Below are 20,455 nucleotides of genomic sequence, written 5' to 3'. Positions count from 1 at the left end.
TCCCGTCACTGAGGCGGGAACAGCTCAGAGCGGCACATCGGCCATTCGACGCCCCGTGTCTTCGACGCTGCGGCGCCCCGAGGACCAGCGCGCTGTATCAGCTGCGAGAGCCTCGAGATCCTCGGGAGAGACCAGCACCGTCAGCTGAGCGCTGCGTGCGGAGTACTGGGTGGGCTCGACGGCGGCGCCGTGAGCGGCAGCCCAGAGCCGCACCGCATTCTCCGCGATGCCGACCTCCGCCGGAGGCACCTCGATCCGGGCGACGACCAGCTCGGTGCGGCGCAGCAGTGTCGCTGCGGCGACGGCCTGCTCGACCCCCGCGGTGTAGGCGCGCACCAGGCCTCCGGCACCGAGCTTCACCCCGCCGAAGTACCGGATCACGATCGCGAAGGTGTCCACCAGGCGGGCGTGCAGCAGTGACTGCAGCATCGGCATCCCGGCGGTCCCGGCCGGTTCGCCGTCGTCGTTCGAACGGTTCATCTCAGCCCGCTCCTGCGTCTCGCCGAGCACCAGCGCGGTGCAGTGGTGGCGGGCATCCGGGTGCTGCGCACGGGCCGTGCGCAGCAGGACATCAGCCTGTTCGACGTCCTGGACCCGATGCAGCCGTGTGAGGAACCGCGAACGCTTCTCGACCAGCTCCGTCTCGACATCGGCGGCGAGGACGAGGGGATCGGTCATAGCTCGAAGTCTAGGCGGACCGGCGGTCGCAGGGCATCGCGGTCACTTGGGCCGGGTGCAGGGCGATAGCCTTGCCCCGTCCCGCCTCCGACGCCCCGAACCAGGAGCATCTCGTGACCCAGCCTCCCTCCTCCTCGCAGCCCAGCGGTCCGCTCTCCCCTCAGCACGGCTTCCCCGCGCAGGGAGGCATGCCCTCTCCGGGCGCACCCGGCCCCTACGGCGGCGCTTCCGCTGCGGTGAAGAAGCCTTCCAAGGCGCCGAAGATCCTCATCATCCTGGGGTCGGTGATCCTGGCGCTCAGCGTGATCATCGGCGTGGTGCTCGCGGTCATCGGCATCGGCGGCATCGCCGGGGACCTCAGTGAGCTCGAGGAGTTCAGCGGCGGCAGCGGGACCATCAGCGCCGACGCCGGCGAGACCTACCAGATCTATGCCGAAGAGGGTGCTCAGAGCCCGACCTGCACCGTGGACGGGCCCGCGGTCGGTGCGGGCACCTCGCAGAGCAGCAGCATCGGCGACGGTGAGACCAACTGGGTCTCCATCGACTCCTTCACCGCCGAGGAAGCCGGCGAGTACAGCATCGACTGCAGCGACGGCCCGATCGCTGTGGGCCCGCCGGTGTCGATCGGTGGCGTCTTCGCCGGGGTCGGCGGGGTCCTGCTCGCCATCGGTGGCGGTGCACTCGGCTTCCTGCTGCTGGCGATCGGCGTGATCCTGCTGATCGTGCGCAAGCGCAAGGCCTGAGCGGGGGAGCGGCCGCCGCTGATCGGCCACCCCACGACATGACGGGGCCCGGCAGGATCGTGATCCTGCCGGGCCCCGTCATTCGTCGTCCGGGACTCAGGCGTCCTCGGTGATCAGCGGGTACACGCCGTTCTCGTCGTGGACCTCGCGGCCGGTGACCGGCGGGTTGAACACGCACACGCAGCGGATCTCCTTGCGGACCCGCACCTTGTGCTTGTCGTGATCGTTCAGCAGGTAGAGCGTGCCCGGGGCGAGCTGGTGGACCTCGCCCGTGGCCAGATCCTCGATCTCGCCCTCACCATGGGTGATGAACACTGCCTCGATGTGGTTGGCGTACCAGAAGAAGCTCTCCGTGCCCTCGTACAGGGTGGTCTCGTGGACCGAGAAGCCCACACCCTCCTTGGCCAGGATGATGCGCTTGGAGCGCCAGTTGTCCGACTTGATGTCGGCGTCGGTGTCCTCGATCTCGGCGAGCGAGCGAACGAGCATGAGATGTCCTTCCGTGGAGGTTCCAGGTTCAGAGGTCTGCGCATGCGCGCAGGGCGTCGGCCCGCACCCTCGTGGGCGCGGGCCGACGGAGTGTGGGGGCGATCAGGCGGAGAGAGCCTCGTTGATCGCGTCCTCGATGATGTCCAGGCCGCGGGTGAGCAGCTCATCGGGGATGGTCAGGGCCGGCAGCAGCTTCACGACCTCGTCGGAGGGGCCGGAGGTCTCCAGCAGCAGGCCCTCCTCGAAGGCGCGTGCGGCGATCTTCCCGGCGATCTCACCGCTGGGCATCTGCAGACCACGGGCGAGACCGCGACCCTTGACGACCAGCTCGTGCTCGGGGAAGCGCGCAGCGATCTGGTTGAAGCGGCCCTCGACGTAGGCGCCCTTGGCGATGGTCGACTTCTCGAGCTCGTCATCGCTCCAGAACAGCTCGATCGCCTTGGTGGCGGTCGCGAAGGCGGGGGCGAAGCCGCGGAAGGTGCCGTTGTGCTCGCCCGGCTCCCAGATGTCCAGCTCGGGCTTGATGAGGGTCAGCGCGAGCGGGTGGCCGTAGCCGCTGATGGACTTCGAGAGGGTCACCATGTCCGGCTCGATGCCGGCCTCTTCGAAGCTGAAGAACTGGCCGGTGCGGCCGCAGCCCATCTGGATGTCATCGACGATCAGCAGGATCTCGTGCTTCTTGCAGAGGTCCGCGAGGCCGCGCAGCCACTCGGCGCGGGCGGCGTTGATGCCGCCTTCACCCTGGACGGCCTCGACGATCACCGCAGCGGGCTTGTTCAGGCCGCTGCCGCCGTCGGTGAGCAGGCGCTCGAAGTACATGAAGTCCGGGACGATCTGACCGAAGTAGTCGTCGAACGGCATCGGCGTGGAGTGCACCAGGGGATCCCGGCGCCGCCGCGCTTCATCGAGTTGCCGGTGACGGACAGGGCGCCGAGGGTCATGCCGTGGAAGCCGTTGGTGAAGCTCACGACGGACTCGCGGCCGGTGACCTTGCGGGCCAGCTTCAGCGCCGCCTCGACGGCGTTCGTGCCGCCGGGGCCGGGGAAGGCAACCTTGTAGTCCAGGCCGCGCGGCTTCAGGATCTTCTCGTCGAAGGTCTGCAGGAAGGTCCGGCGCACATCGGTGAACATGTCCAGGCCGTGCACGACCCGGTCCTCGAGGTAGTGGTCGATGACGACCTTCTTGAGCTCGGGGTGGTTGTGCCCGTAGTTCAGGGTGCCGGCGCCGGCGAAGAAGTCGATGTACTCGCTGCCATCCTCGGCGGTCAGGACGGAGCCCTTGGCGTGGGTGAACACGGCGGGCCAGCCGCGGGAGTAGCTGCGAACGCCGGACTCGAGCTCGATCGGGTCGACGGTGGGGGCGCTGACCTCATCGGTCAGCTCGGGCTTCGCAGCGGTCTCGGTCGGTGCGGTCATAGTCATGACATCTCCTGGGTGGTGGTTCAGTGGTTCGTGGGCGGCATCAGGGCGCGCTGGGGCGCCCGTGCCGACGGGGGTGACTCGTGAGGGTCCGGAGGCTCAGCTCCCGGCGTGCAGCCCGCTGATCACGTGCAGCAGCTCGGCGCCGTGCCCGGGGTCCGGGAAATGGGCCTCGGTCAGCAGCGGCTCGATGCGGTGCTCGGCGCCGTGACGCTCCGCGAAGGAGGCGAACAGTCGCTGGGATGCGGCGTTGTCCTCGGTGATCGTGGTCTCGAGCGTGGTCACCTGCGGCAGGCCCTCCAGCAGCGAGTCGAGCAGGCGGGCAGCCAGGCGGCGCCCCCGCTGGGACTCGTCCACGGCGATCTGCCAGAGGAACAGACGGTCCGGCGCGGTGGGGCGGAGGTAGCCGAGGGCGAAGCCGACCGGCTCCCCGTCATGCAGCACGAGGCGCGAGGAGTCCGCGAAGTCGCGGGACAGGACCAGGTAGGCGTAGGAAGTGTTCAGATCGAGCGTGCCGCTGTCGCGGGCGATCCGCCACATGGCGGCGCCGTCCTCCATCGTGGGAGGGCGGAATTCCAGGTCGGAGCCTGGTCCGGTCATCTGCTCGGTGGTGGACTGGTGGTCTGCGCTGTGCGTCATCAACTGGCCCATATCGCCGTCAACGGTATCGAGAGCAGCGACGCTTGTGGAGCCCCCGGGGGTGCTCGGGGGTCCTCCCTCGGAGTGTCGTGATGCAACTGTGACTGTCAGGTATCCGTGGATCGGATTGTCGGACAACCGTGGGCTATTCATGGCGACCTGGGGTGATGGCGCCTGTGATCAGGCGTTTTCTGCGCCTCGATACGCCGTGATGTGGCGTGCGTCACGTGACCGCGATGCGGGACACAATCCTCGCGCGCGGGAGTCGCGCGGGAGTTCAGAGGCCGTCAGGTCGGCGCGGAGAGCCGCGGCGTTGAGGTGCGCTGGCTCACTCCGGCTACGGTTCTGTCCATGAACCCCCTCGAATCACTGAACGAGTTCCTCGGAAATGCCGAGGGCTGGCTCTGGACCTGGGCCGGGATGCCGGTGGTCATCGGGCTCGGCGTGTACTTCACGATCCGCTCCGGGGCCGTGCAGCTGCGGATGATCCCGGCGATGTTCGGAGCCATCACCCAGAAGGCGCAGCGCGAGGAGGTCGACGGCAAGCGCGGCCGCACCGAGCGGGCCAAGTCGCTCAGCGCCTTCCAGGCCTTCTCCATCTCCGCTGCCGCGCGGGTGGGCACCGGCAACGTTTCCGGCGTCGCCGGTGCGATCTTCCTGGGCGGGCCCGGTGCGGTGCTGTGGATGTGGATCATGTGCGTGGTCAGCGGTGCCGCGAGCTTCATCGAATCCACCCTCGCCCAGCTGTGGAAGACCCGCGCCGATGACACCTACAAGGGCGGTCCCGCCTTCTACATCCACCGCGGGCTGGGCAGTCGCGGGTTCGGTGCCTTCTTCGCCGTGCTGTTCATCTTCTGCTTCGCCTTCGCCTTCACTTCGCTGCAAGCCAACACCATCGTCGACGCCATCACCGGCGCCGTCGCCGTCTACACCGATCCCGAGGGGCTGCCCTGGCTGCCGATCGTGCTCGGCGTGCTGCTGGCCATGCTCACCGCAGGCATCATCTTCGGCGGCATGCGCCGCGTGGCCGGCGTCGCGCAGAGCATGGTCCCGATCATGGCGCTGATCTACCTGGTCATCGGCATCGTCATTGTCGGCATGAACCTCGGCGAGCTTCCCCGCGTGCTCAGCCAGATCGTCACCGAGGCGTTCAACCCGCAGGCCGTCATCGGCGGCGGCTTCGGCGCCGTGATCGTCAACGGCGTTCAACGCGGCATGCTCTCCAACGAGGCCGGCATGGGCTCGGTCCCCAACGTCGCCGCCACCGCCTCGGTGAGCCACCCCGTCAAGCAGGGCCTGGTGCAGACCTTCGGCGTCTACTTCGACACCCTGCTGATCTGCTCGATCACCGCCTTCATCGTGCTGGTTTCCTTCCCGGACGTCTCCACAGGCGGTGAGGGTCTGGTGATGGTGCAGGAGTCCCTCGCCTCCAACCTCGGCAGCTGGGCCGCGGTCCTGCTCGCCATGATCATGTTCCTGCTGGCCTTCACCTCGGTGCTGGGCAACTTCTCCTACGGCGAGGCGAACATGCACTTCCTGACCGCGAAGCGCGGCTGGCACATCGCCTTCGGTGCCGCCGTGGTGGCACTGGTGTTCATCGGCTCCGTGATCGCCGTGGACCTCGCCTGGACGATCGCAGGGGTGAGCATGGTGTTCATCGCCCTGATCAACCTCGTGGTGATCGCGATCCTCACCCCCACGGCGCTCAAGCTGCTGCGCCACTACAACGCTCAACGCGCCCAGGGCCTCGATCCGATCTTTCCTGGCCTCCGACCTGCCGGAGATCAAGAACGTCGAGGTCTGGGAGAGCGAGGACGTCTGCGACTACCAGCGTCAGCGGGAGACCTCGCCAAGCTGAGTGATTCTCATACCGTCGGGGCTCGGGCAGTCGACGGCACGCACCGGGCAGTGGTCTCAGACCGCTGCCCGGTGCGCTCCGGAGGTGGTGAGCGCCGCGGTGGGACCGCTTCGCAGCCGTGGCCGCGGCTGCACACCTCGCACTGCGGCCCGCTGATCGAGCTCCTTTATCGGCCGCTGCCGACGGCAGGGCGCTGCAGGGAGGGGGTGACGCTTGCTGGTCGTCCGCCGCGGCGAGCAGAGCAGCCAGTTCCGCGACTCGGTGCTGCCCCTGCTCGGGGAGCGAATCACCGAGCAGCTCCACTACCGGCTCCAGCACCAGGGTCAACGCGGCCCGGGAGGAACTCTGCGGGCCGATCGGCGGCGCTGAGCCGCATCGCGCGCCCAGCCCCAGCGGCGCCGACAGCCCGGAAGCGGCGATCTCCATGCGCTGCGCCTGGTCCAGGGTGGTGACGTTCTCGTCGATCGCTCCCGGGAGAGCGCCGAGGCGACGCGGGGGAGCATCCGTGCGAAGTGGAGCACCGAGGCGCGCTCCCACTCGGCCCGCCCCGAGGCCCGACGGATGTGTCGCTCAGCGGTGCGCGGCGCAGCCTTCTCAGAGGCGGGGTGACTCCAGGATCCGCGCCAGCAGAGTGGGATCGGTCGAGCCGCCGGAGATGATTGCCACGGTCTTCCCGGCCGGCAGCTCCTGGGTGAGCCACGCGGCGGTGGTGACCGCGCCGGAGGGCTCAGCGACCAGGCGCCCGGCAATCGCTAGATGCCGCACGGCGTCGAGGATCTGCTCCTCGCTCACGGTGACGATGTCGTCCACGTAGCGGCGCACATGCGGCCACGTGCGCTCGCCGAGGGAAGGGGTGCGCAGGCCGTCGGCGATGGTCCGATAGGTGTCGAGCACGTCCCAAGTGGCGCGCTCCCCGCTGCGCAGGCTCTGCTGGGCGTCGGCCGCGAGCTCCGGTTCGACACCGATCACTTTCACCTCGGGGCGCAGCGACTTCACGGCGGTGGCGATCCCGGAGATGAGCCCGCCTCCGGAGATCGGCACGAGGATCACCTCGACGTCGGTGACCTGCTCGAGCAGTTCGAGTCCGATTGTTCCCTGGCCGGCGATGATCCGCTCATCGTCATAGGGAGGGATGTGCGCACTGCCGCGTTCAGTGACGAGCTGTGCGGCACGCTCGTCCCGCTGCGAGTTCGGGACGACATCGACGCGCGCACCGAGGGCCCGCACCGCATCAATCTTCGGCTGCGGCGCCGCTTCCGGCATCACGATCACGGCATCGAGGCCGAGCCTGCGCGCCACCCACGCGACCGCGCGCGCATGGTTCCCCGAGGATTGCGCGACGATCCCGTTCTCACGGGCCGTATCGATCACCTGCACGATCGCGTTGTAGGCGCCGCGCAGCTTGAACGCCCCGGTGGGCTGCAGCGACTCTGCCTTGCACAGAAGGGTCCGGTCGGGATCCTCGGGATGCGGCACCTCGATCACCGGGGTGCGCAGGACGAGATCGTCGATCCGCTGCGCCGCCGCACGGATGTCGGCCAGAGTCACGAGGGCAGGGGAGTCGCTGTGCACGCAGTCATCGTAGGAGCACTGCTGCCTGCCGCGTTCAGTGGGCGGGCTGTGTCAGCAAACGGTCTGCGCGCCATTAGGATGGTCTGGCCCGCTCGTCGGGCACGGGCCTGTAGCTCAGTGGTAGAGCATCGGACTTTTAATCCGCGGGTCGAGGGTTCGATCCCCTCCGGGCCCACTGCTGGTCGGGCCGGAGAAGTTCCCCTAGGGGAAGGTCTTCGAACCGGGTTTGGCAGCAGCATTGGCAGCAACGCGGCTGCATGGGGGCAGCTTCATCCCTAAGCGGAGCAAGTGTGCTGTGGTGCCGCCGATTCCGATCGCCTGCGCCTTACCCAGGATGCGTTTACCTATGCGCCTGGTGGCAGCGCGTGTAGGCGCCAGCTCTTGCCGAGAAATGGTGTCTCGCGACGACGCGATCTCGTGCGGCACTCAGGCAGGAGCTGGAACTCGGCGCAGGCCGCGAACCTCGGCCGAAATGAGCGGCGCAAGCAGAGTTGCGACGCACAGGCCGGCACCGATCGCGAGGGTGAATGGCACACCCAGCAGAGCTGCGGCCATGGGGGCGATGAGCTGCCCCGCCGGCACCGAGGCGAAGCTGAGGAGCATGTCGATCGAAGCCACGCGGGAGAGCGCCTCGCGAGCGACCCGATGTTGCAGGGCTGTCTCCCACAGAACGCTCTCGACCGCAGAACCGATCCCGGCCAGTGCCGCTAGCACGAGCAGAAGCGGCAGGCCGCTCCCGGCAGCGAGCGCCGCGAACAGCGCTGCGTACGGCATTGGCATCAGCAGCGCCGCGACCATCGGCCGACTCGGTGAGAAGCGGTAGGCGAGGGCCCCGCCGCACACCTGGCCGACCGCCCGCGCCGCAAGCAGGAACCCCAGCCGGCGGCCCCGATGGTGTCCTCTGCACTGACCGGGCCGAGCACCAGCCAGATCCCTCCGATCAGCACGTTCATCCCCGTGAACGAAAAGGTCACGAGCCAAAGCCAGCGGTGACTGGTGAACTCGCGCCACCCGCCGCTTGTATCCGTCACGAAGGTGCGGAGAGCGGCGCCGACACGAAGTAGGTCAGGGCGGGCAGAAGCATGAGCCGACGGACGGGCAGCGTCGGCGTTCGGGATAGTGGCGAGGACTGCGGAGGCAAGAAGCAGGAAGGCCGCGTCGATCGCGAGGGCCCAGCCAGCATTCGCGACGGCGACCAAAAGGCCCGCAGCAGCGGGGCCGAGCATCCGGGTGAGGTTCCGTGAGGTGATACGTACGGCGTTCGCACGGCCGATCGCGTCATGCGGAACCAGGTCGGTAATGATGCCACGGAGCGCCGGCGCCGTGAATGCCGAAGCGAAGCCATTCAGTGCTGCCGCTACCAGCAGCAACGGAAGTGCCTGGACACCCAATAGGAACCACATTGCGCTGCCCGCCTGGGCGAGACCCGCGACCAAGTGGGTGAAGGTCAGCAGCGCCCGGCGAGGCACTCTGTCTGCCACGACGCCTCCTACCAGCAGCAGCGCGACCATCGGGATCGTGTTGGCGGCGAGGACCAGGCCAAGGTCGGTGGTGGAGCCTGTTGCGCGAAGCACTCCGAAGCTCAGCGCGACCGGTGTCATCGAGCTGCCCAACCATGAGAGGCATTGGGCAAGGAAGAAGCGAGTGAAGGCGGGGGTCCATGGGGAGGCGGGTAATGACGGGGAAACATCTGAAGGTGGCGGCATCACATCATCGTGGGCGACCCTCATACTGACCCATAGGCTTTCGCCTCCAAACGAAAGGACCTGTTCATGCGGTTCGTGCTCACGCCCGGCGCACTCGCGCGCACGCGGTTCGTCGTCTCTCCGCTTGCAGAGCTGGTCGGGGCACTCGCCAGCGGAGTGACCGCTCTCGAGGAGCCGCGGCGCGCTCGTCCGGAGGTATCCTCTGACCCTTCTCGGACCGAGGGGCTCGACCTCGTCGCCTTCCACCGCTGGCGCACCGCGGACGCGTTGAACTCTGCTTTCACCGACCTCATCGCGCACACTAAGTGGTTCCCTGACCTGGTTGGTCTCGCACCGCCTGCAACCGGGGATGTGCGGCTCGTCGACGAGCTTGCCCAGATCGCCGCGTGGAATCCGCAGGCCGCCGTGAGCACCATCGAGGACTCGATCAACGCCGCGTGGACACCGCAGCAGACGGCATGGCTCGCCGCACCGGACCTCCCAGGTCGGATCGCGGCCGTGCTCGGCTCGGCGTGGGATCAACTGATCTCAGCGGACTGGCCACGCCGGCAGCGGATCCTGCGTCGTGAGATCGCGTTCCGCACTGCGCTGATCGGCACGACTGGCTGGGCAGGGGCGGTGGACGGTATCGCCCGTGATGTTGCCTGGGAGGACCCCGACGCGCTGCTCGTCTCCCGCCGTACGGACCGCAGCCTCACCGTTTCCTCACACCTCTGTTTCGTCCCGACCACGCAGGTCAGGGGTAGGTGGACTTGTGATGGTCCTGTCGGCGTCGCCCTCGTCTATGGGGCACGGGGCTCGCGCGCCGCAGTTTCTCCACGCACGGGGAAGGCGCTCGGAAGGCTGCTCGGCACTGGGCGAGCCGCAGTGCTGCTGTCGCTGGACCTTCCGGCTACTCCCTCCCAACTGCACGCCGAACTCGGGTATGCGCTCGGCACCGTCGGCGGGCACCTCTCCGTGCTCGAGGGCGCCGGGCTCGTGCATCGCGCTCGCACGGGACGCGAGGTCCATTACCGCCGTACCGAGCTGGGAGAGAAGCTCGTCGGTGACCAGGGGTGAGGGTCACCGGGCGAAAACGTCGGGCCTCGATTACCACCCCAGAATTCTCCGGTACCCAGACTGCTCGCCCGGTTGAATGCTCGGAAGCGCGCTGTATTGGGCGGCGCGGTAGCCTCCAGTGCTCGGGCGGAGGTGACTTTCTGCCCCGAGGAAGAGGCACGTAAGGCCTTTGCCCAACAGGCTCGAGCCTCGTGGCCGAGCTGCACGTGGTCCGCTTTCGCTGTGCTGATCGGGCATTCTCCCTCTCCCCATTCCTTCAGTCCCTCGCCCCAAATTCTTGTGGTGCACGCTGCGCATGGGTGGCCTACCGGGCGGCGATTGCCGCGAACCTGCTCCCTCGACCGCAATCTGGGAGCCGTGGGACCTGCTTGGGTGCAACCTTGGGCGAATCTGCGCACAAGGCTAAGTAGGGTGTGGCAATGATCCGGCACACCGTCTCCTTCTCGCTCGTCCACGCTCCCGATTCCGCGGAGGAGCGGGAGTTCCTCGCCAGTGCTTCGACCCTGCTGCGCGCGATCGACGGAGTGCACGACTTCACCGTCTCCCGACAGGTCAGCCCGAAGAGCAGCTACCGCTTCCAGTTCGCGATGAGCTTCGAGGATGATGCGAGCTACACCGCGTATGACCGGAGCGACGCCCACCAGGAGTTCGTCGCCACCCGCTGGCAGAGCGAAGTCTCAGAATTCGAAGAGCTCGACTTCATCGCCTATCCCTGACCAGGCCCGTCCCGCCTGTCGGAACCTGCTGGTGCGAATGTGTGGTTCCTGCGGCGTCCCCGCATACTCGTCGCCATGACTTCCACTGCACAGCCCGCGCCTGCCCTGCTGCCCTCGCTCGACGGTCGCCTGTTCCGGATGGTCTCCTCCACCACGTCCGCCGTCGATCCCGAGTCGCCGAGCGAATTCCGCTATCACGAGCAGGATGGCGTGATCTGGGGCGAGTACACCGGCGACACCGTGACCTTCGGCCGCTGCGTCGGCACCCGCACCGGTGACGAGATCGCGATCTCCTTCGTCCACGTCCTCGTGAACGGCGGCCGCGTGGTGACGGGGGAGGGGCGCAGCGAGATCCAGCAGGACGAGGATGGCGCGCTCCGCCTGGTCGAGCGTTACGAAATGCACGGCAAGCCGCAGCTCAGCGTCTGCGCCGAGGTGCGCTGACCCTCTCCGGGTCGAGCGGGCCCGCGATCACCGGGGGCCGAAGGAGTCCCGTCCCTGCGCGGCCGGGGTCCAGCGGGTCATGCCGAGCCGCGACGCCTCCGGTCGCTCGGGGATGTCCGAGGGCAGGACGTAGGGCTTCCTCACCACCTCGTCCAGCACCACCACGCTGACCACCGTGCGCACCTGCGGCAGCAGGGCGATCACGCCGGTGGTGAACTCGTGGATGTGGCTGACGTCCGTGGCGCGCACCAGCAGCATCGCGTCGTGCTCTCCGGTGGTGATGGCGCAGTACTCGACGTCCGGCATCGCGATCACGCGCTCGCGGAACTGCGGCCAGGTCTGCGGATGCACGGTGACGAACACGAGCGCGCAGATGGACAGCCCCGCCTTCTCAGCGTCCACTCGTGCGGAGTAGCCGGTGATCACGCCGTCGCTGGTGAGCTGCTCGAGGCGGGAGTAGGCCGTCGCGCGCGAGATGCCGACCTTCTCGGCGAGGGCCGCCATCGAGATCCTGCCATCCACGCGGAGGATCTCCAGGATCTGAGTGCTGACGGCGTCTATCGGCGCATTTCGTCCAGAGTTCCCGGGAGGGTTCGCCTGCTTGTTGGACATTGTGTCGACTCCTGGCGTTCGAGGGCTACGGTCTGGTCTCGATAGGCGACCACTGGTGGACGGATCGTTGTTGATTGTGTCACTGTTGCTGAACTCGTCCAATGATTGATGCGAATGCCGGTCGTGCCGGTGTCCCGATCCTTCCTCAGATCGCAGGAGCCGAAGATGCTGCCTACTCGTCGTACCTTTCTCGTCACCGGTGGCGCGGCCGCGCTGACCCTCAGCGCCTGCTCCGGCGGCAACTCCGGCAGCTCCGGCAACGGCGCCGGCACCGACGGTGAGGCGACCGGGGTGGCACGCTCGTGATCGACACCGCGTTCTCCATCGAGACCGGCGACCCCGGGCACACCTACGACCCCACCGGCAACATGGTCGCCAAGGCGATCTACGAGCCCCTGGTCGACTTCGAGGGCTCCGACGTCAGCACGCCCGTCCCCGGCCTGGCCTCGTGGGAGCAGAACGAGGAGGCGACCGAGTTCACCTTCACCCTCGCCGAGGGGCGCACCTTCTCCGACGGTGCCCCGATTACCGCTGATGACGTGGTCTTCACGATCCAGCGTGTGCAGGGGATGACCGATGCCAAGCCCAACTTCCTCCTCGCCGGGATCTCTGTCGAGAAGGTCGATGACGCAACGATCCTGTTCACGACCGAGGCGCCGATGCTGCAGCTGCCCGCGATCCTCGCGAACCCCGCACTCGGCATCGTCAACTCCGCCGTCGTCACCGAGAACGGTGGGGCGACCGACGGCTCCGACACCGCCCAGGACTTCCTCAACGGCGCCTCCGCCGGCGGCTCCGGCCCGTACATCCTGGAGACGCTCGACCTGAGCAGCCAGGTGGTGCTGGCCGCGAACCCCGAGTACAAGGGGTCGGCTCGCGCCGGTTACAGCCGCGTCGTGATCCGCAACGTCTCGGAGAGCGCCACCCAGCTGATGAACCTCCAGGGTGGCGACACCATGGTCGCCCTCGATCTGAACGGCGACCAGGTCGCCGGCCTCGGGGATGGCCTCGTGGTGGATTCCGTGCCGTCCGGGCAGAGCCTGTTCCTGCTGCTGAACCAGTCCTCGGACGTCGCCGAGGAGCTGGCGAACGTCAAGCTCGCCGAAGCCATCCGGTACGCGCTGGACTACGACTCCCTGCTCGAACTCGCAGGGACCGGATCGGTGCAGGCCACCGGCGTGATCCCGCCCGGCTTCGAGGGTGCACTGCCCGAGGGTGCAGTCCGCGACCTCGACCGCGCGAAGGCCGCTCTGGCCGAGGCCGGGTACGACGGGCAGACCCTGCGACTCCAGTTCCCCAACGACTACCCGGTGGGCGGGGTCGAGTTCACCCCGTCGCCGAGCGCATCCAGGCCCAGCTGAAGGAGATCGACCTCGTGGTCGAGCTCGCACCGGCACCGTTCGCGACCGAGCTCGACGCCTACGTCAGCGGCCGCGAGGCCTTCGGCCTGTGGTTCTGGGGCCCGGACTACGCCGACTCCGCGAACTTCCTGCCCTTCGGCCCGGGCCAGGCCGTCGGCCTGCGCGCAGGCTGGGAGACCGAGGCGGATCCGGAGATCGCCGAGCTCGCCGCCGCAGCGGTCAGCGCCACCGATCCCGACCAGCGCGAGCAGGACTTCACTGCCTTCGCCGCAGCGATGCAGGAAGCCGGCCCGTTCGTTCCCCTGATCGTGCCCGCGCGCAACATCGCCGCCTCCGCGGAGGTCGACGGTGCGGTGTACAACTCGCTGTGGGACATGGCTATCGGCGACATCGCCCCGGCCTCCTGATCCGCTGATGAGCAGCACCACTCGAGAGGCGCGCACACGTTCGCCCCTGATCGGTTACCTGGCCCGACGGATCGGCACCTCGTTGCTGATCCTGCTCGGCGTCACCATGGTCACCTTCGCGCTGACGAACCTGGTGCCCGGGGATCCGGTCTCCGCCGCTCTCGGCGAGGGCGCCTCCCAGAACCCGGAGACCCGCGAGGCGTTCATCCGTGAGCACAGCCTCGATGAGCCGCTGGTCATCCAGTACGTGATCTACATGAAGAACCTCTTCAGCGGTGACCTCGGAGTCTCTCTCGTGACAGGGCAGCCCGTGCTGTCGGATCTCGCGACAGCGGTGCCGGCGACGATCGAGATCGCGCTCCTGGCGATCGTGCTCAGCCTCGCGGTGAGCATCGTGCTGGGCACCCTCGCCGCCTACCGCCGGGGCCTGGTGACCGATCAGGTGGTGCGGGTGGTGACGCTGATCGGGCTGAGCATCCCCACGTTCTGGCTCGCCATGGTCGCGTTCTACGTGTTCTTCCTCCAGCTGGGGATCGCGCCGGGCTCCGGCAGGATCTCCCCGACGATCACGCCGCCGCCCCGCCTGACGGGGCTGTACACCGTGGACTACATCCTCAACGGTGATCCCGTCGGCTTCTTCGACGCGCTCGCGCACCTCGCCCTGCCGGTCCTGGTGCTGTCGCTGGTCACCATCGGGATGCTGACCCGCTTCGTGCGCACCTCCGTGCTCGAGGTGCTCTCGGTGGACTATGTGCGCGCGGCCCGGGCCCGTGGCCTGAGCGGCACCCGGATCGTGCTGGACTACGTGCTGCGCGGAGCGTCGCTGCCGATCCTCACCGTGGTCGGCGTGGCCTTCGGGGCGCTCCTCTCCGGCACTGTCCTGGTGGAGTCCGTCTTCGCATGGCCGGGGCTGGGCACCTACGCCTACACCTCGGCCTCCAATCTGGATCTGCCGGGCATCATGGGCGTCGGGCTCATCGTCGGGATGATCTACATCGGGATCAATTTCGTGGTCGACATCCTGTACGATCCTCGATCCGAGGGTGAGGCTGGGATGAGCGTTCCGACAGAGAAGCCGCAGGACGGCGCCCCGGCGCAGGAGCCGGTCACCGGCCCGGCCGCCGGACTCGCAGAGACGCCCGTGGCGCGCCCCGCCGCGCGCTGGAGGCAGGCATTCCGCTCCCCGCTGGGCGTGGTCGGTGCGGTGATCGCGCTGATCTGGGTGCTCATCGCCTTCACCGCACACCTCTGGGTACCCTTCGATCCCATCGCGCAGGAGCTCCCGCGACTGCAGGCGCCGGGCGGCGAGGCCCTGCTGGGCACCGACGTCAACGGCCGCGACGTGTTCTCCCGCCTGATGACCGGCGCGACGGTCACGATCCCGCTCGCCCTGGCCCTGGTGGCCGCGGCGCTCGTGATCGGCACCGTCGTCGGCGCTGTTGCCGGATACTTCGGCGGCTGGGTCGATGAGGTGCTGATGCGCCTCACCGACCTGGTGATGGCGTTTCCCACGGTCATCCTGGCCATGGTCATCGCAGCCTCCCTCGGGCCGTCCCTGTACAACGCAGTCATCGCCGCGATCGTGGTCTCGTGGCCGCAGTACGCCCGCGTCACCCGCAGCATCGTGCTGGGACTGCGTTCGCAGAACTACGTCATCGCCGGTCGCATGCTGGGCGTCTCGCCGCTGCGCAGCCTGCTCGTGGACATCCTGCCCAACATCGGCGGGCCGCTGCTGGTGCTCGCCACCCTCGACATCGGCACCGCGATCCTGCTGCTGTCCGGGCTGTCCTTCCTGGGGCTCGGCGCCCAGCCGCCCACCGCGGAATGGGGCTCGATGATCTCGGGAGCGATCAGCAACTTCGATGCCTGGTGGCTCGGGGTCTTCCCGGGCCTGGCGATCCTCACGGTGGTGATGGCCTTCAACTTCATCGGTGACTCCCTGCGCGACACGATGGACCCGAACTCCGTGGGAGCGGTCGCCCGGAAGCGGCGCGCCGTGAAGAAGGAGACCGTACAATGACCCCGGTACTCAGCGTCCGCGACCTCACCATCTCCATCGGCCGCCCGCTGGTGCGCGGGATATCCCTCGACCTCACCGCCGGGCGCATCCACGGCCTGGCGGGCGAGTCCGGATCGGGCAAGACCCTCACCTCGCTCGCGATGCTCGGCCTGCTGCCGGCGCACGCCGAGACCGGTGGCTCGATCCGGCTGGGGAGGCGGAGATCCTCGGGATGCGCCGCCGCCAGCTGAACCGGATCCGCGGCCGCCGCATCGCGATGGTCTTCCAGGACCCCTCCACCTCCCTGCACCCCCAGCTGACCATCGGCCGCCAGCTCACCGACCACGTGCGCACCCACCTGCGCCTGTCCCGGGACGCTGCGAACAAGCATGTGATCGAGCTGCTCGAGCGGGTGCAGGTGCCCGATCCCGAGCATGCGCTGCGCCGCTACCCCCACCAGTTCTCCGGCGGCCAGCGCCAGCGCATCTCGATCGCGAGCGCCCTGGCCTGCGACCCCGAGGTCCTCCTCGCCGACGAACCCACCACGGCCCTCGACGTGACGGTGCAGGCGGGGATCCTGCAGCTGCTGCGCGGCCTCACGGAGGAACGCGATCTCGCGGTGCTGCTGGTGACCCACGACCTCGGCGTCATGAGCGCCATCGCGGATGACGTCTCCGTGATGCGGCAGGGCAGGATCGTCGAGAGCGCTCCGCGCCACCAGCTGTTCCATGCCCCGCAGGACGAGTACACCCGCTCCCTCCTCGACGCGCTGCCCGGTGCGCGGGACGATGCGCCGGGAACAGCACCCGATACAGGCGGGGCCGATGAGGTCGAGCCTGCCGCAGCGGCGACGAAGGGAAGTGATCGCGATGTCTGAGCACATCGTCCTCCAGGCCCGTGACGTCACTGTCCGCTACCCGGGCAGCCCGCCGGTCCTCGCCGTCCGCGACGTCTCCCTGGAGATCTCCGCCGGGGAGACCGTGGCGCTGGTGGGGGAGAGCGGCAGCGGGAAGTCCAGCGTCGCTCGGGCCGTGGCCGGGATCGAGAAGGCGGCCGACGGCGAGATCCGTTTCGACGGCGAGCCCGTGACGCCCCTCGGGATCCGTCGACGCCCCCGGCATCTCACCGGCATCCAGATGGTCTTCCAGGACCCCTCGACCTCCCTGAACCCCCGCCGGGCCATCGGCGAGCAGATCAGCGACGGCATCCGCACCGCACGGGAGCGCGGCGCCGAGGGCTCCACCCCGCAGGAGTGGATGGAACGAGTGGGCCTGGATCCCGAGGACCTGCGGAAGATGCCCCATCAGTTCTCCGGCGGCCAGAAGCAGCGCATCGCGATCGCGCGCGCACTCGCGGCGCGGCCCCGCCTGCTGGTCGCCGACGAGCCGATCTCCGCGCTCGATGCCTCGACGCAGACCAGCGTCGCCGAGCTGATGCGCACTCTGATCAGCGACGTCGGTGCCGGCATGCTGTTCATCTCCCACGACCTCGCAGTGGTGCGCAGGATCGCCGACCGCACCCTGGTCATGTACGGCGGCCAGATCCTCGAGACGGGGCCCACCGAGCAGGTGTGGAACCAGCCGCAGCAGGAGTACACCAAGGCGTTGCTGGCAGCGATCCCCGCGCCGGACGGGCTCGGCACGATCCCGAGGTCGCCGTCGGCCGAGGAGCGGGCGAGATGGGTTGAAGCGGCCCCGATCCAGAGCTGATCAGGCCCGCAGCCCCGCACGGCGCAGAGTGGCCTCGAGCTTGACCGCGAGCAGTTCGAGCGAGCGCTCGTCATGGCCGCGCAGGTGCTCGAGAGCGGCCAGGGCCGTCAGGGCGACGTCGAGCAGCTCGTCCTCGACGTCGGCTCCGGTGTGGGTGACGCCCTTGCGAGGGTTCTGGCCGGTGGCGCCGATCTGGGCGGCGACCACCTCGCCCGCCTCCTCGGTGATCTTCGCCAGCCGCGCCCAGGTCGCCGCTTCGGGATCGCGGCCCCGGTTGCCCTCATCGATCCAGCGACTGAGCTCGGCGATGCCGGGGAGAGGTCTGTGGCGTCCATGCCGCCAGTCTCTCGCAGCGGGCCCGTCGAACAGGGCACCGGCGATGCCGATGCCCTGCTCGAGAAGAGGGTGCCCGCTCCTGCCGTGCGAGCGCGTGCTCCTCAGAGCACGAGCAGCAGGATGATGATGATCAGGAGCAGGGTGGTCAGACTGATCGGAAGCACGGCCTTGCGCATTGCGTTCTCCTTCGGTCGGGCATCCCGCGGGCTATCCGACGGGTCCCACTACAGTAGGCATCAGCAGCGAGACGACCTCACCCGAGCCCTCGTGATCAGCCTCCTGGGCGGTATCTGCCCAGGTCAGAGGTGGACAGAACGGGCGGTCGAAAAATGCGGCAAGCGCCCTCGCGCAGAGCAGGTTCAGGTCTCCACGGCCGCATTCGCCCGGGCGAAGTCCTCTTCGCTGACCGGCTCGAGCCAGATGACGGTCTCGTCCTCCTCATCGGCCTCCTGCGCCGCGATGTGGGACATCAGCGAGGTGGCCAGAGCGCCGTGCCAGTGCTCCTCCCTGGGCGGGATCCACACCGTCCGGCCCGGCTCGAGGGTGAGCACCTCCCCGGAGCGGGTGACGACCAGGCCCACCCCGTCGGTCCCGTAGAGGGTCTGGCCCACCGGATGCCAGTGCCAGTGCGTCCGGGCACCCGGAGCGAAGTGCACGTGGTTCATGGCCACCCGGGACTCACCCCGCGGGCCGCGGATCGCATCCATCAGCACCTGGCCCGTGAACCACGATTCCGGGCCGGTGGCGGTGGGGGTGCGGGCGAGCTTCTCCATCTGATCCTCCTGCAGCGGGGCGGGTGGTGTGCCCATCAGATACCCGTGCAGCGCATGAGCGCAAGGGCCCGCAAGGTGGCGCAGACAGCACGACGCCCCGGCCGCTGCGTGCAGCAGGCCGGGGCGTCCCCTCGAGGTGGGGTCAGGCGATGCGGCGCATCCACACGGTCGTCGCGCCGGGCAGGAGTAGGTCGCCGTCCTCGCTCGCCTCGAGGGAGGCGCTGGACAGCAGCACCTCACCCTCGGGCAGGACCACCGACGCCTCGCCGAAGTTCGTGACGTCCAGCCAGCCGCCGGGGCGCTCGAAGGCGAGGATCTCGTCGCTGGACAGCGACTCGTCCCACTCGAGGGACTCGGCGCTCTGCAGCTCCCGGCGCAGGGCCAGGGCCTCGCGGTACAGCTCGAGGGTCGAGCCCTCGACGCCCTCCTCCGCCTCGACGGAGAAGTCCCCGAACCAGGCCGGCTGTGGCAGGTGAGCCCCGTTGCTGCCGAAGCCGAACGACTCGCCCTCACGGGTCCACGGCAGCGGTACGCGGCAGCCGTCCCGGCCCAGGCCGTCCCAGCCCCGCGTCTCCGGGGTGGAACGCCAGAAGGAGGGATCCTGGCGCTGCGCATCGGGGATCTCCGCCACCTCGTGCAGGCCCAGCTCCTCGCCCTGGTACAGGTAGGCGCTGCCCGGCAGGGCGAGCTCGAACATCGTCGCCGCCCGGGCCCGGCGCAGGCCCAGCTCACGATCGATGCCGTCGGCCGGTCCGCCGGCGAGCACCCACTCCGCGCCCTGCTTCACCTCGCGCCCGGCCCGCGGGGGCAGGCCGTAGCGGGTCGCGTGGCGCACCCCGTCGTGGTTGGAGAACACCCAGGTGGTGGAGGAGCCGGTCTTCGCGGACTGGGCGAGGTTGTCGGTGACGATGTCGCGGAAGTGCGTCGCGTCGAAATCCGCTTCCATCAGGTCGAAGTTGAACGCCTGGCCCAGGCCCTCGGGGCTGGCGTACTTCGCGCGGCGCTCCGGAGTCTCCACCCACGCCTCTGCCACGGCGGTGCGCGCCGGGGTGTACTCGTTGAACACCGCACGCCACTCGGCGTAGATCTCGTGGACCTCGTCGCGGTCCCACAGCGGGTGGGTGCCGTCCTTGGGCATCGCCTTCAGCTCGGCCTTGCTGGGGAGGACCTCGCCCAGGTCCTTCGCCAGGCCGTGCGCGACGTCGATGCGGAAGCCGTCGACCCCGCGATCCGACCAGAACCGCAGCGTGCGCGTGAAGTCCTCGTGCACCTCGGGGTGCTTCCAGTTGAGGTCGGGCTGCTCGGTCGCGAAGCTGTGCAGGTACCACTGGCCGTCCGGCACGCGGGTCCAGGCCGGACCGTTGAAGATCGAGGTCCAGTCCGCCGGGGGCAGCTCGCCGTTCTCCCCTTCGCCGTCGCGGAAGATGTACCGCGCCCGAGCGTTCGAACCCTTCGGGGAGGCCAGTGCCTCGCGGAACCACTCGTGGCGGTCCGAGGTGTGGTTCGGGACCAGATCCACCACCAACTTGATGCCGACGCCGTGGAGAGCGGCGACCATCTCGTCGAACTCCTCGAGAGTGCCGATCTTCGGATCGACGTCCCGGAAGTCGTCCACGTCGTAACCGCCGTCGGCGAGGGCCGAGGGATAGAACGGGCTCAGCCACACCGCCTCCACGCCGAGCTTCTCGAGGTACGGCACGCGGGAGATGATGCCGCGCAGATCGCCGATGCCGTCACCATTGGCGTCGGCGAAGGAGCGCGGGTAGATCTGATAGACGGATGCCTGGCGCCACCAGTCGGCGTCGGCCTGCTGGGCGGCGGCAGCGGTCACAGGGGAAGTGGTCACGGTCGAAGGACCTCCGGGTCGTAGCGGGTGGGGTGTCGTATCGGTCAGGGGAATGGGGGCGCAGGCCGACGGTCGCCGGCCCGCGCCCGG

The 20,455-nt window shown here is 68.7% G+C and carries 22 protein-coding genes, 1 tRNA gene and 1 pseudogene; 13 read left to right on the top strand and 11 right to left on the bottom strand.

The annotated features are described in order from the left end of the window. Positions 1–24 precede the first annotated feature (24 nt). The gene (locus tag H3H54_RS14570; protein WP_262424423.1) at positions 25–678 is read right to left on the bottom strand and encodes a YigZ family protein; all 654 of its coding nucleotides are present in this window, start codon (positions 676–678) and stop codon (positions 25–27) included. Between the two features lie 113 nt (positions 679–791). On the opposite strand from H3H54_RS14570, the gene H3H54_RS14565 reads away from it, so the two are divergent. Continuing rightward, entirely contained in the window at positions 792–1,421 is a 630-nt protein-coding gene (locus tag H3H54_RS14565; RefSeq protein WP_262424422.1) for a hypothetical protein, read from the top strand. Between the two features lie 96 nt (positions 1,422–1,517). Here H3H54_RS14565 and H3H54_RS14560 read toward each other — a convergent pair whose 3' ends face one another. The 3 genes and pseudogenes from H3H54_RS14560 to ectA all read right to left on the bottom strand — a co-directional run bounded on the left by H3H54_RS14560 (position 1,518) and on the right by ectA (position 3,967). Further along, the gene (locus H3H54_RS14560; protein WP_262424421.1) at positions 1,518–1,910 is read right to left on the bottom strand and encodes an ectoine synthase; all 393 of its coding nucleotides are present in this window, start codon (positions 1,908–1,910) and stop codon (positions 1,518–1,520) included. 102 nt (positions 1,911–2,012) lie between these two features. Beyond that, positions 2,013–3,331, bottom strand: a pseudogene (gene ectB / locus H3H54_RS14555) (diaminobutyrate--2-oxoglutarate transaminase). 96 nt (positions 3,332–3,427) lie between these two features. Then, positions 3,428–3,967 carry a diaminobutyrate acetyltransferase gene (gene ectA / locus H3H54_RS14550; RefSeq protein WP_262424420.1) on the bottom strand — a complete coding sequence of 180 codons (540 nt, stop codon included), beginning with the start codon at positions 3,965–3,967 and terminating at the stop codon, positions 3,428–3,430. Between the two features lie 351 nt (positions 3,968–4,318). Here ectA and H3H54_RS14545 point away from each other — a divergent pair, with 351 nt between their 5' ends. Next, positions 4,319–6,277 (top strand): sodium:alanine symporter family protein, encoded by a 1,959-nt coding sequence (locus H3H54_RS14545; protein ID WP_262424419.1) that lies wholly within the window; start codon positions 4,319–4,321, stop codon positions 6,275–6,277. 142 nt (positions 6,278–6,419) lie between these two features. Here the strand turns inward: H3H54_RS14545 and H3H54_RS14540 are convergent, their stop codons facing one another. Next, positions 6,420–7,397, bottom strand: a complete 978-nt coding sequence (locus H3H54_RS14540; protein WP_262424418.1) for a threonine/serine dehydratase — start codon at positions 7,395–7,397, stop codon at positions 6,420–6,422. Between the two features lie 103 nt (positions 7,398–7,500). On the opposite strand from H3H54_RS14540, the gene H3H54_RS14535 reads away from it, so the two are divergent. Beyond that, positions 7,501–7,572: transfer RNA gene (locus tag H3H54_RS14535), tRNA-Lys, on the top strand. A gap of 251 nt (positions 7,573–7,823) precedes the next feature. Here the strand turns inward: H3H54_RS14535 and H3H54_RS14530 are convergent. Together H3H54_RS14530 and H3H54_RS14525 are read right to left on the bottom strand one after the other, a co-directional pair. Beyond that, positions 7,824–8,195 (bottom strand): hypothetical protein, encoded by a 372-nt coding sequence (locus tag H3H54_RS14530; RefSeq protein WP_262424417.1) that lies wholly within the window; start codon positions 8,193–8,195, stop codon positions 7,824–7,826. Beyond that, the gene (locus H3H54_RS14525) at positions 8,177–9,103 is read right to left on the bottom strand and encodes an MFS transporter (RefSeq protein WP_262424416.1); all 927 of its coding nucleotides are present in this window, start codon (positions 9,101–9,103) and stop codon (positions 8,177–8,179) included. Before H3H54_RS14525 ends, H3H54_RS14530 begins: the two co-directional genes overlap by 19 nt. A gap of 66 nt (positions 9,104–9,169) precedes the next feature. Here H3H54_RS14525 and H3H54_RS14520 point away from each other — a divergent pair, with 66 nt between their 5' ends. From H3H54_RS14520 to H3H54_RS14510, 3 genes are all read left to right on the top strand, one after another. Further along, entirely contained in the window at positions 9,170–10,162 is a 993-nt protein-coding gene (locus H3H54_RS14520; RefSeq protein WP_262424415.1) for a helix-turn-helix transcriptional regulator, read from the top strand. A 419-nt stretch (positions 10,163–10,581) separates the two neighbouring features. After that, complete coding sequence (locus tag H3H54_RS14515; RefSeq protein ID WP_262424414.1) at positions 10,582–10,878, top strand: Dabb family protein; 297 nt, start codon at positions 10,582–10,584, stop codon at positions 10,876–10,878. Between the two features lie 75 nt (positions 10,879–10,953). Further along, positions 10,954–11,322 (top strand): hypothetical protein, encoded by a 369-nt coding sequence (locus H3H54_RS14510; RefSeq protein ID WP_262424413.1) that lies wholly within the window; start codon positions 10,954–10,956, stop codon positions 11,320–11,322. 27 nt (positions 11,323–11,349) lie between these two features. Here the strand turns inward: H3H54_RS14510 and H3H54_RS14505 are convergent, their stop codons facing one another. Then, entirely contained in the window at positions 11,350–11,934 is a 585-nt protein-coding gene (locus H3H54_RS14505) for an Lrp/AsnC family transcriptional regulator (protein WP_262424412.1), read from the bottom strand. A gap of 165 nt (positions 11,935–12,099) precedes the next feature. Here H3H54_RS14505 and H3H54_RS14500 point away from each other — a divergent pair, with 165 nt between their 5' ends. Genes H3H54_RS14500 through H3H54_RS14470 form a run of 7 tightly spaced genes read left to right on the top strand, consistent with a single transcriptional unit; the run spans position 12,100 to position 17,410 of the window. Further along, positions 12,100–12,240 carry a hypothetical protein gene (locus H3H54_RS14500; RefSeq protein ID WP_262424411.1) on the top strand — a complete coding sequence of 47 codons (141 nt, stop codon included), beginning with the start codon at positions 12,100–12,102 and terminating at the stop codon, positions 12,238–12,240. Next, a complete protein-coding gene (locus H3H54_RS14495) occupies positions 12,237–13,295 on the top strand; it encodes an ABC transporter substrate-binding protein (RefSeq protein WP_262424410.1) in 1,059 nt (352 codons plus the stop codon). Before H3H54_RS14500 ends, H3H54_RS14495 begins: the two co-directional genes overlap by 4 nt. A gap of 14 nt (positions 13,296–13,309) precedes the next feature. Then, a complete protein-coding gene (locus tag H3H54_RS14490; protein WP_262424409.1) occupies positions 13,310–13,702 on the top strand; it encodes a hypothetical protein in 393 nt (130 codons plus the stop codon). 7 nt (positions 13,703–13,709) lie between these two features. Continuing rightward, positions 13,710–15,722 carry an ABC transporter permease subunit gene (locus H3H54_RS14485; protein WP_262424408.1) on the top strand — a complete coding sequence of 671 codons (2,013 nt, stop codon included), beginning with the start codon at positions 13,710–13,712 and terminating at the stop codon, positions 15,720–15,722. Beyond that, positions 15,719–15,952, top strand: a complete 234-nt coding sequence (locus H3H54_RS14480) for an ATP-binding cassette domain-containing protein (protein WP_262424407.1) — start codon at positions 15,719–15,721, stop codon at positions 15,950–15,952. The genes H3H54_RS14485 and H3H54_RS14480 overlap by 4 nt, the downstream gene beginning before the upstream one ends. Continuing rightward, entirely contained in the window at positions 15,934–16,578 is a 645-nt protein-coding gene (locus H3H54_RS14475) for an ABC transporter ATP-binding protein (protein ID WP_262424406.1), read from the top strand. The genes H3H54_RS14480 and H3H54_RS14475 overlap by 19 nt, the downstream gene beginning before the upstream one ends. Beyond that, positions 16,571–17,410: an ABC transporter ATP-binding protein gene (locus H3H54_RS14470; protein WP_262424405.1), complete on the top strand. Its 840-nt coding sequence runs from the start codon at positions 16,571–16,573 to the stop codon at positions 17,408–17,410. Before H3H54_RS14475 ends, H3H54_RS14470 begins: the two co-directional genes overlap by 8 nt. On the opposite strand, the gene H3H54_RS14465 is transcribed toward H3H54_RS14470, so the two are convergent. The 3 genes from H3H54_RS14465 to H3H54_RS14455 all read right to left on the bottom strand — a co-directional run bounded on the left by H3H54_RS14465 (position 17,411) and on the right by H3H54_RS14455 (position 20,365). Then, positions 17,411–17,617 carry a hypothetical protein gene (locus H3H54_RS14465; RefSeq protein ID WP_262424404.1) on the bottom strand — a complete coding sequence of 69 codons (207 nt, stop codon included), beginning with the start codon at positions 17,615–17,617 and terminating at the stop codon, positions 17,411–17,413. It abuts the gene before it with no gap. Between the two features lie 488 nt (positions 17,618–18,105). Continuing rightward, positions 18,106–18,555, bottom strand: a complete 450-nt coding sequence (locus H3H54_RS14460; RefSeq protein WP_316249043.1) for a cupin domain-containing protein — start codon at positions 18,553–18,555, stop codon at positions 18,106–18,108. Between the two features lie 106 nt (positions 18,556–18,661). Beyond that, a complete protein-coding gene (locus H3H54_RS14455) occupies positions 18,662–20,365 on the bottom strand; it encodes a glycoside hydrolase family 13 protein (protein ID WP_262424403.1) in 1,704 nt (567 codons plus the stop codon). Between the last annotated feature and the right edge of the window lie 90 nt (positions 20,366–20,455).

The organism is Brachybacterium sp. Z12 (assembly GCF_014400405.1).
Lineage (GTDB): Bacteria > Actinomycetota > Actinomycetes > Actinomycetales > Dermabacteraceae > Brachybacterium.
This window is presented reverse-complemented; position numbering and strand designations above follow the sequence as displayed.

What these genes read in the sequence shown, in the direction of transcription:
- H3H54_RS14530 (WP_262424417.1), bottom strand. Translation starts at nt 8,195, where the DNA reads ATGGTCGCGGCGCTGCTGATGCCAATGCCGTACGCAGCGCTGTTCGCG.
- H3H54_RS14500 (WP_262424411.1), top strand. Translation starts at nt 12,100, where the DNA reads ATGCTGCCTACTCGTCGTACCTTTCTCGTCACCGGTGGCGCGGCCGCG.
- H3H54_RS14515 (WP_262424414.1), top strand. Translation starts at nt 10,582, where the DNA reads ATGATCCGGCACACCGTCTCCTTCTCGCTCGTCCACGCTCCCGATTCC.
- H3H54_RS14460 (WP_316249043.1), bottom strand. Translation starts at nt 18,555, where the DNA reads ATGGGCACACCACCCGCCCCGCTGCAGGAGGATCAGATGGAGAAGCTC.
- H3H54_RS14570 (WP_262424423.1), bottom strand. Translation starts at nt 678, where the DNA reads ATGACCGATCCCCTCGTCCTCGCCGCCGATGTCGAGACGGAGCTGGTC.
- H3H54_RS14505 (WP_262424412.1), bottom strand. Translation starts at nt 11,934, where the DNA reads ATGTCCAACAAGCAGGCGAACCCTCCCGGGAACTCTGGACGAAATGCG.
- H3H54_RS14470 (WP_262424405.1), top strand. Translation starts at nt 16,571, where the DNA reads ATGTCTGAGCACATCGTCCTCCAGGCCCGTGACGTCACTGTCCGCTAC.
- ectA (WP_262424420.1), bottom strand. Translation starts at nt 3,967, where the DNA reads ATGACGCACAGCGCAGACCACCAGTCCACCACCGAGCAGATGACCGGA.
- H3H54_RS14560 (WP_262424421.1), bottom strand. Translation starts at nt 1,910, where the DNA reads ATGCTCGTTCGCTCGCTCGCCGAGATCGAGGACACCGACGCCGACATC.
- H3H54_RS14475 (WP_262424406.1), top strand. Translation starts at nt 15,934, where the DNA reads ATGCGCCGCCGCCAGCTGAACCGGATCCGCGGCCGCCGCATCGCGATG.
- H3H54_RS14510 (WP_262424413.1), top strand. Translation starts at nt 10,954, where the DNA reads ATGACTTCCACTGCACAGCCCGCGCCTGCCCTGCTGCCCTCGCTCGAC.
- H3H54_RS14525 (WP_262424416.1), bottom strand. Translation starts at nt 9,103, where the DNA reads ATGCCGCCACCTTCAGATGTTTCCCCGTCATTACCCGCCTCCCCATGG.
- H3H54_RS14545 (WP_262424419.1), top strand. Translation starts at nt 4,319, where the DNA reads ATGAACCCCCTCGAATCACTGAACGAGTTCCTCGGAAATGCCGAGGGC.
- H3H54_RS14520 (WP_262424415.1), top strand. Translation starts at nt 9,170, where the DNA reads ATGCGGTTCGTGCTCACGCCCGGCGCACTCGCGCGCACGCGGTTCGTC.
- H3H54_RS14485 (WP_262424408.1), top strand. Translation starts at nt 13,710, where the DNA reads ATGAGCAGCACCACTCGAGAGGCGCGCACACGTTCGCCCCTGATCGGT.
- H3H54_RS14480 (WP_262424407.1), top strand. Translation starts at nt 15,719, where the DNA reads ATGACCCCGGTACTCAGCGTCCGCGACCTCACCATCTCCATCGGCCGC.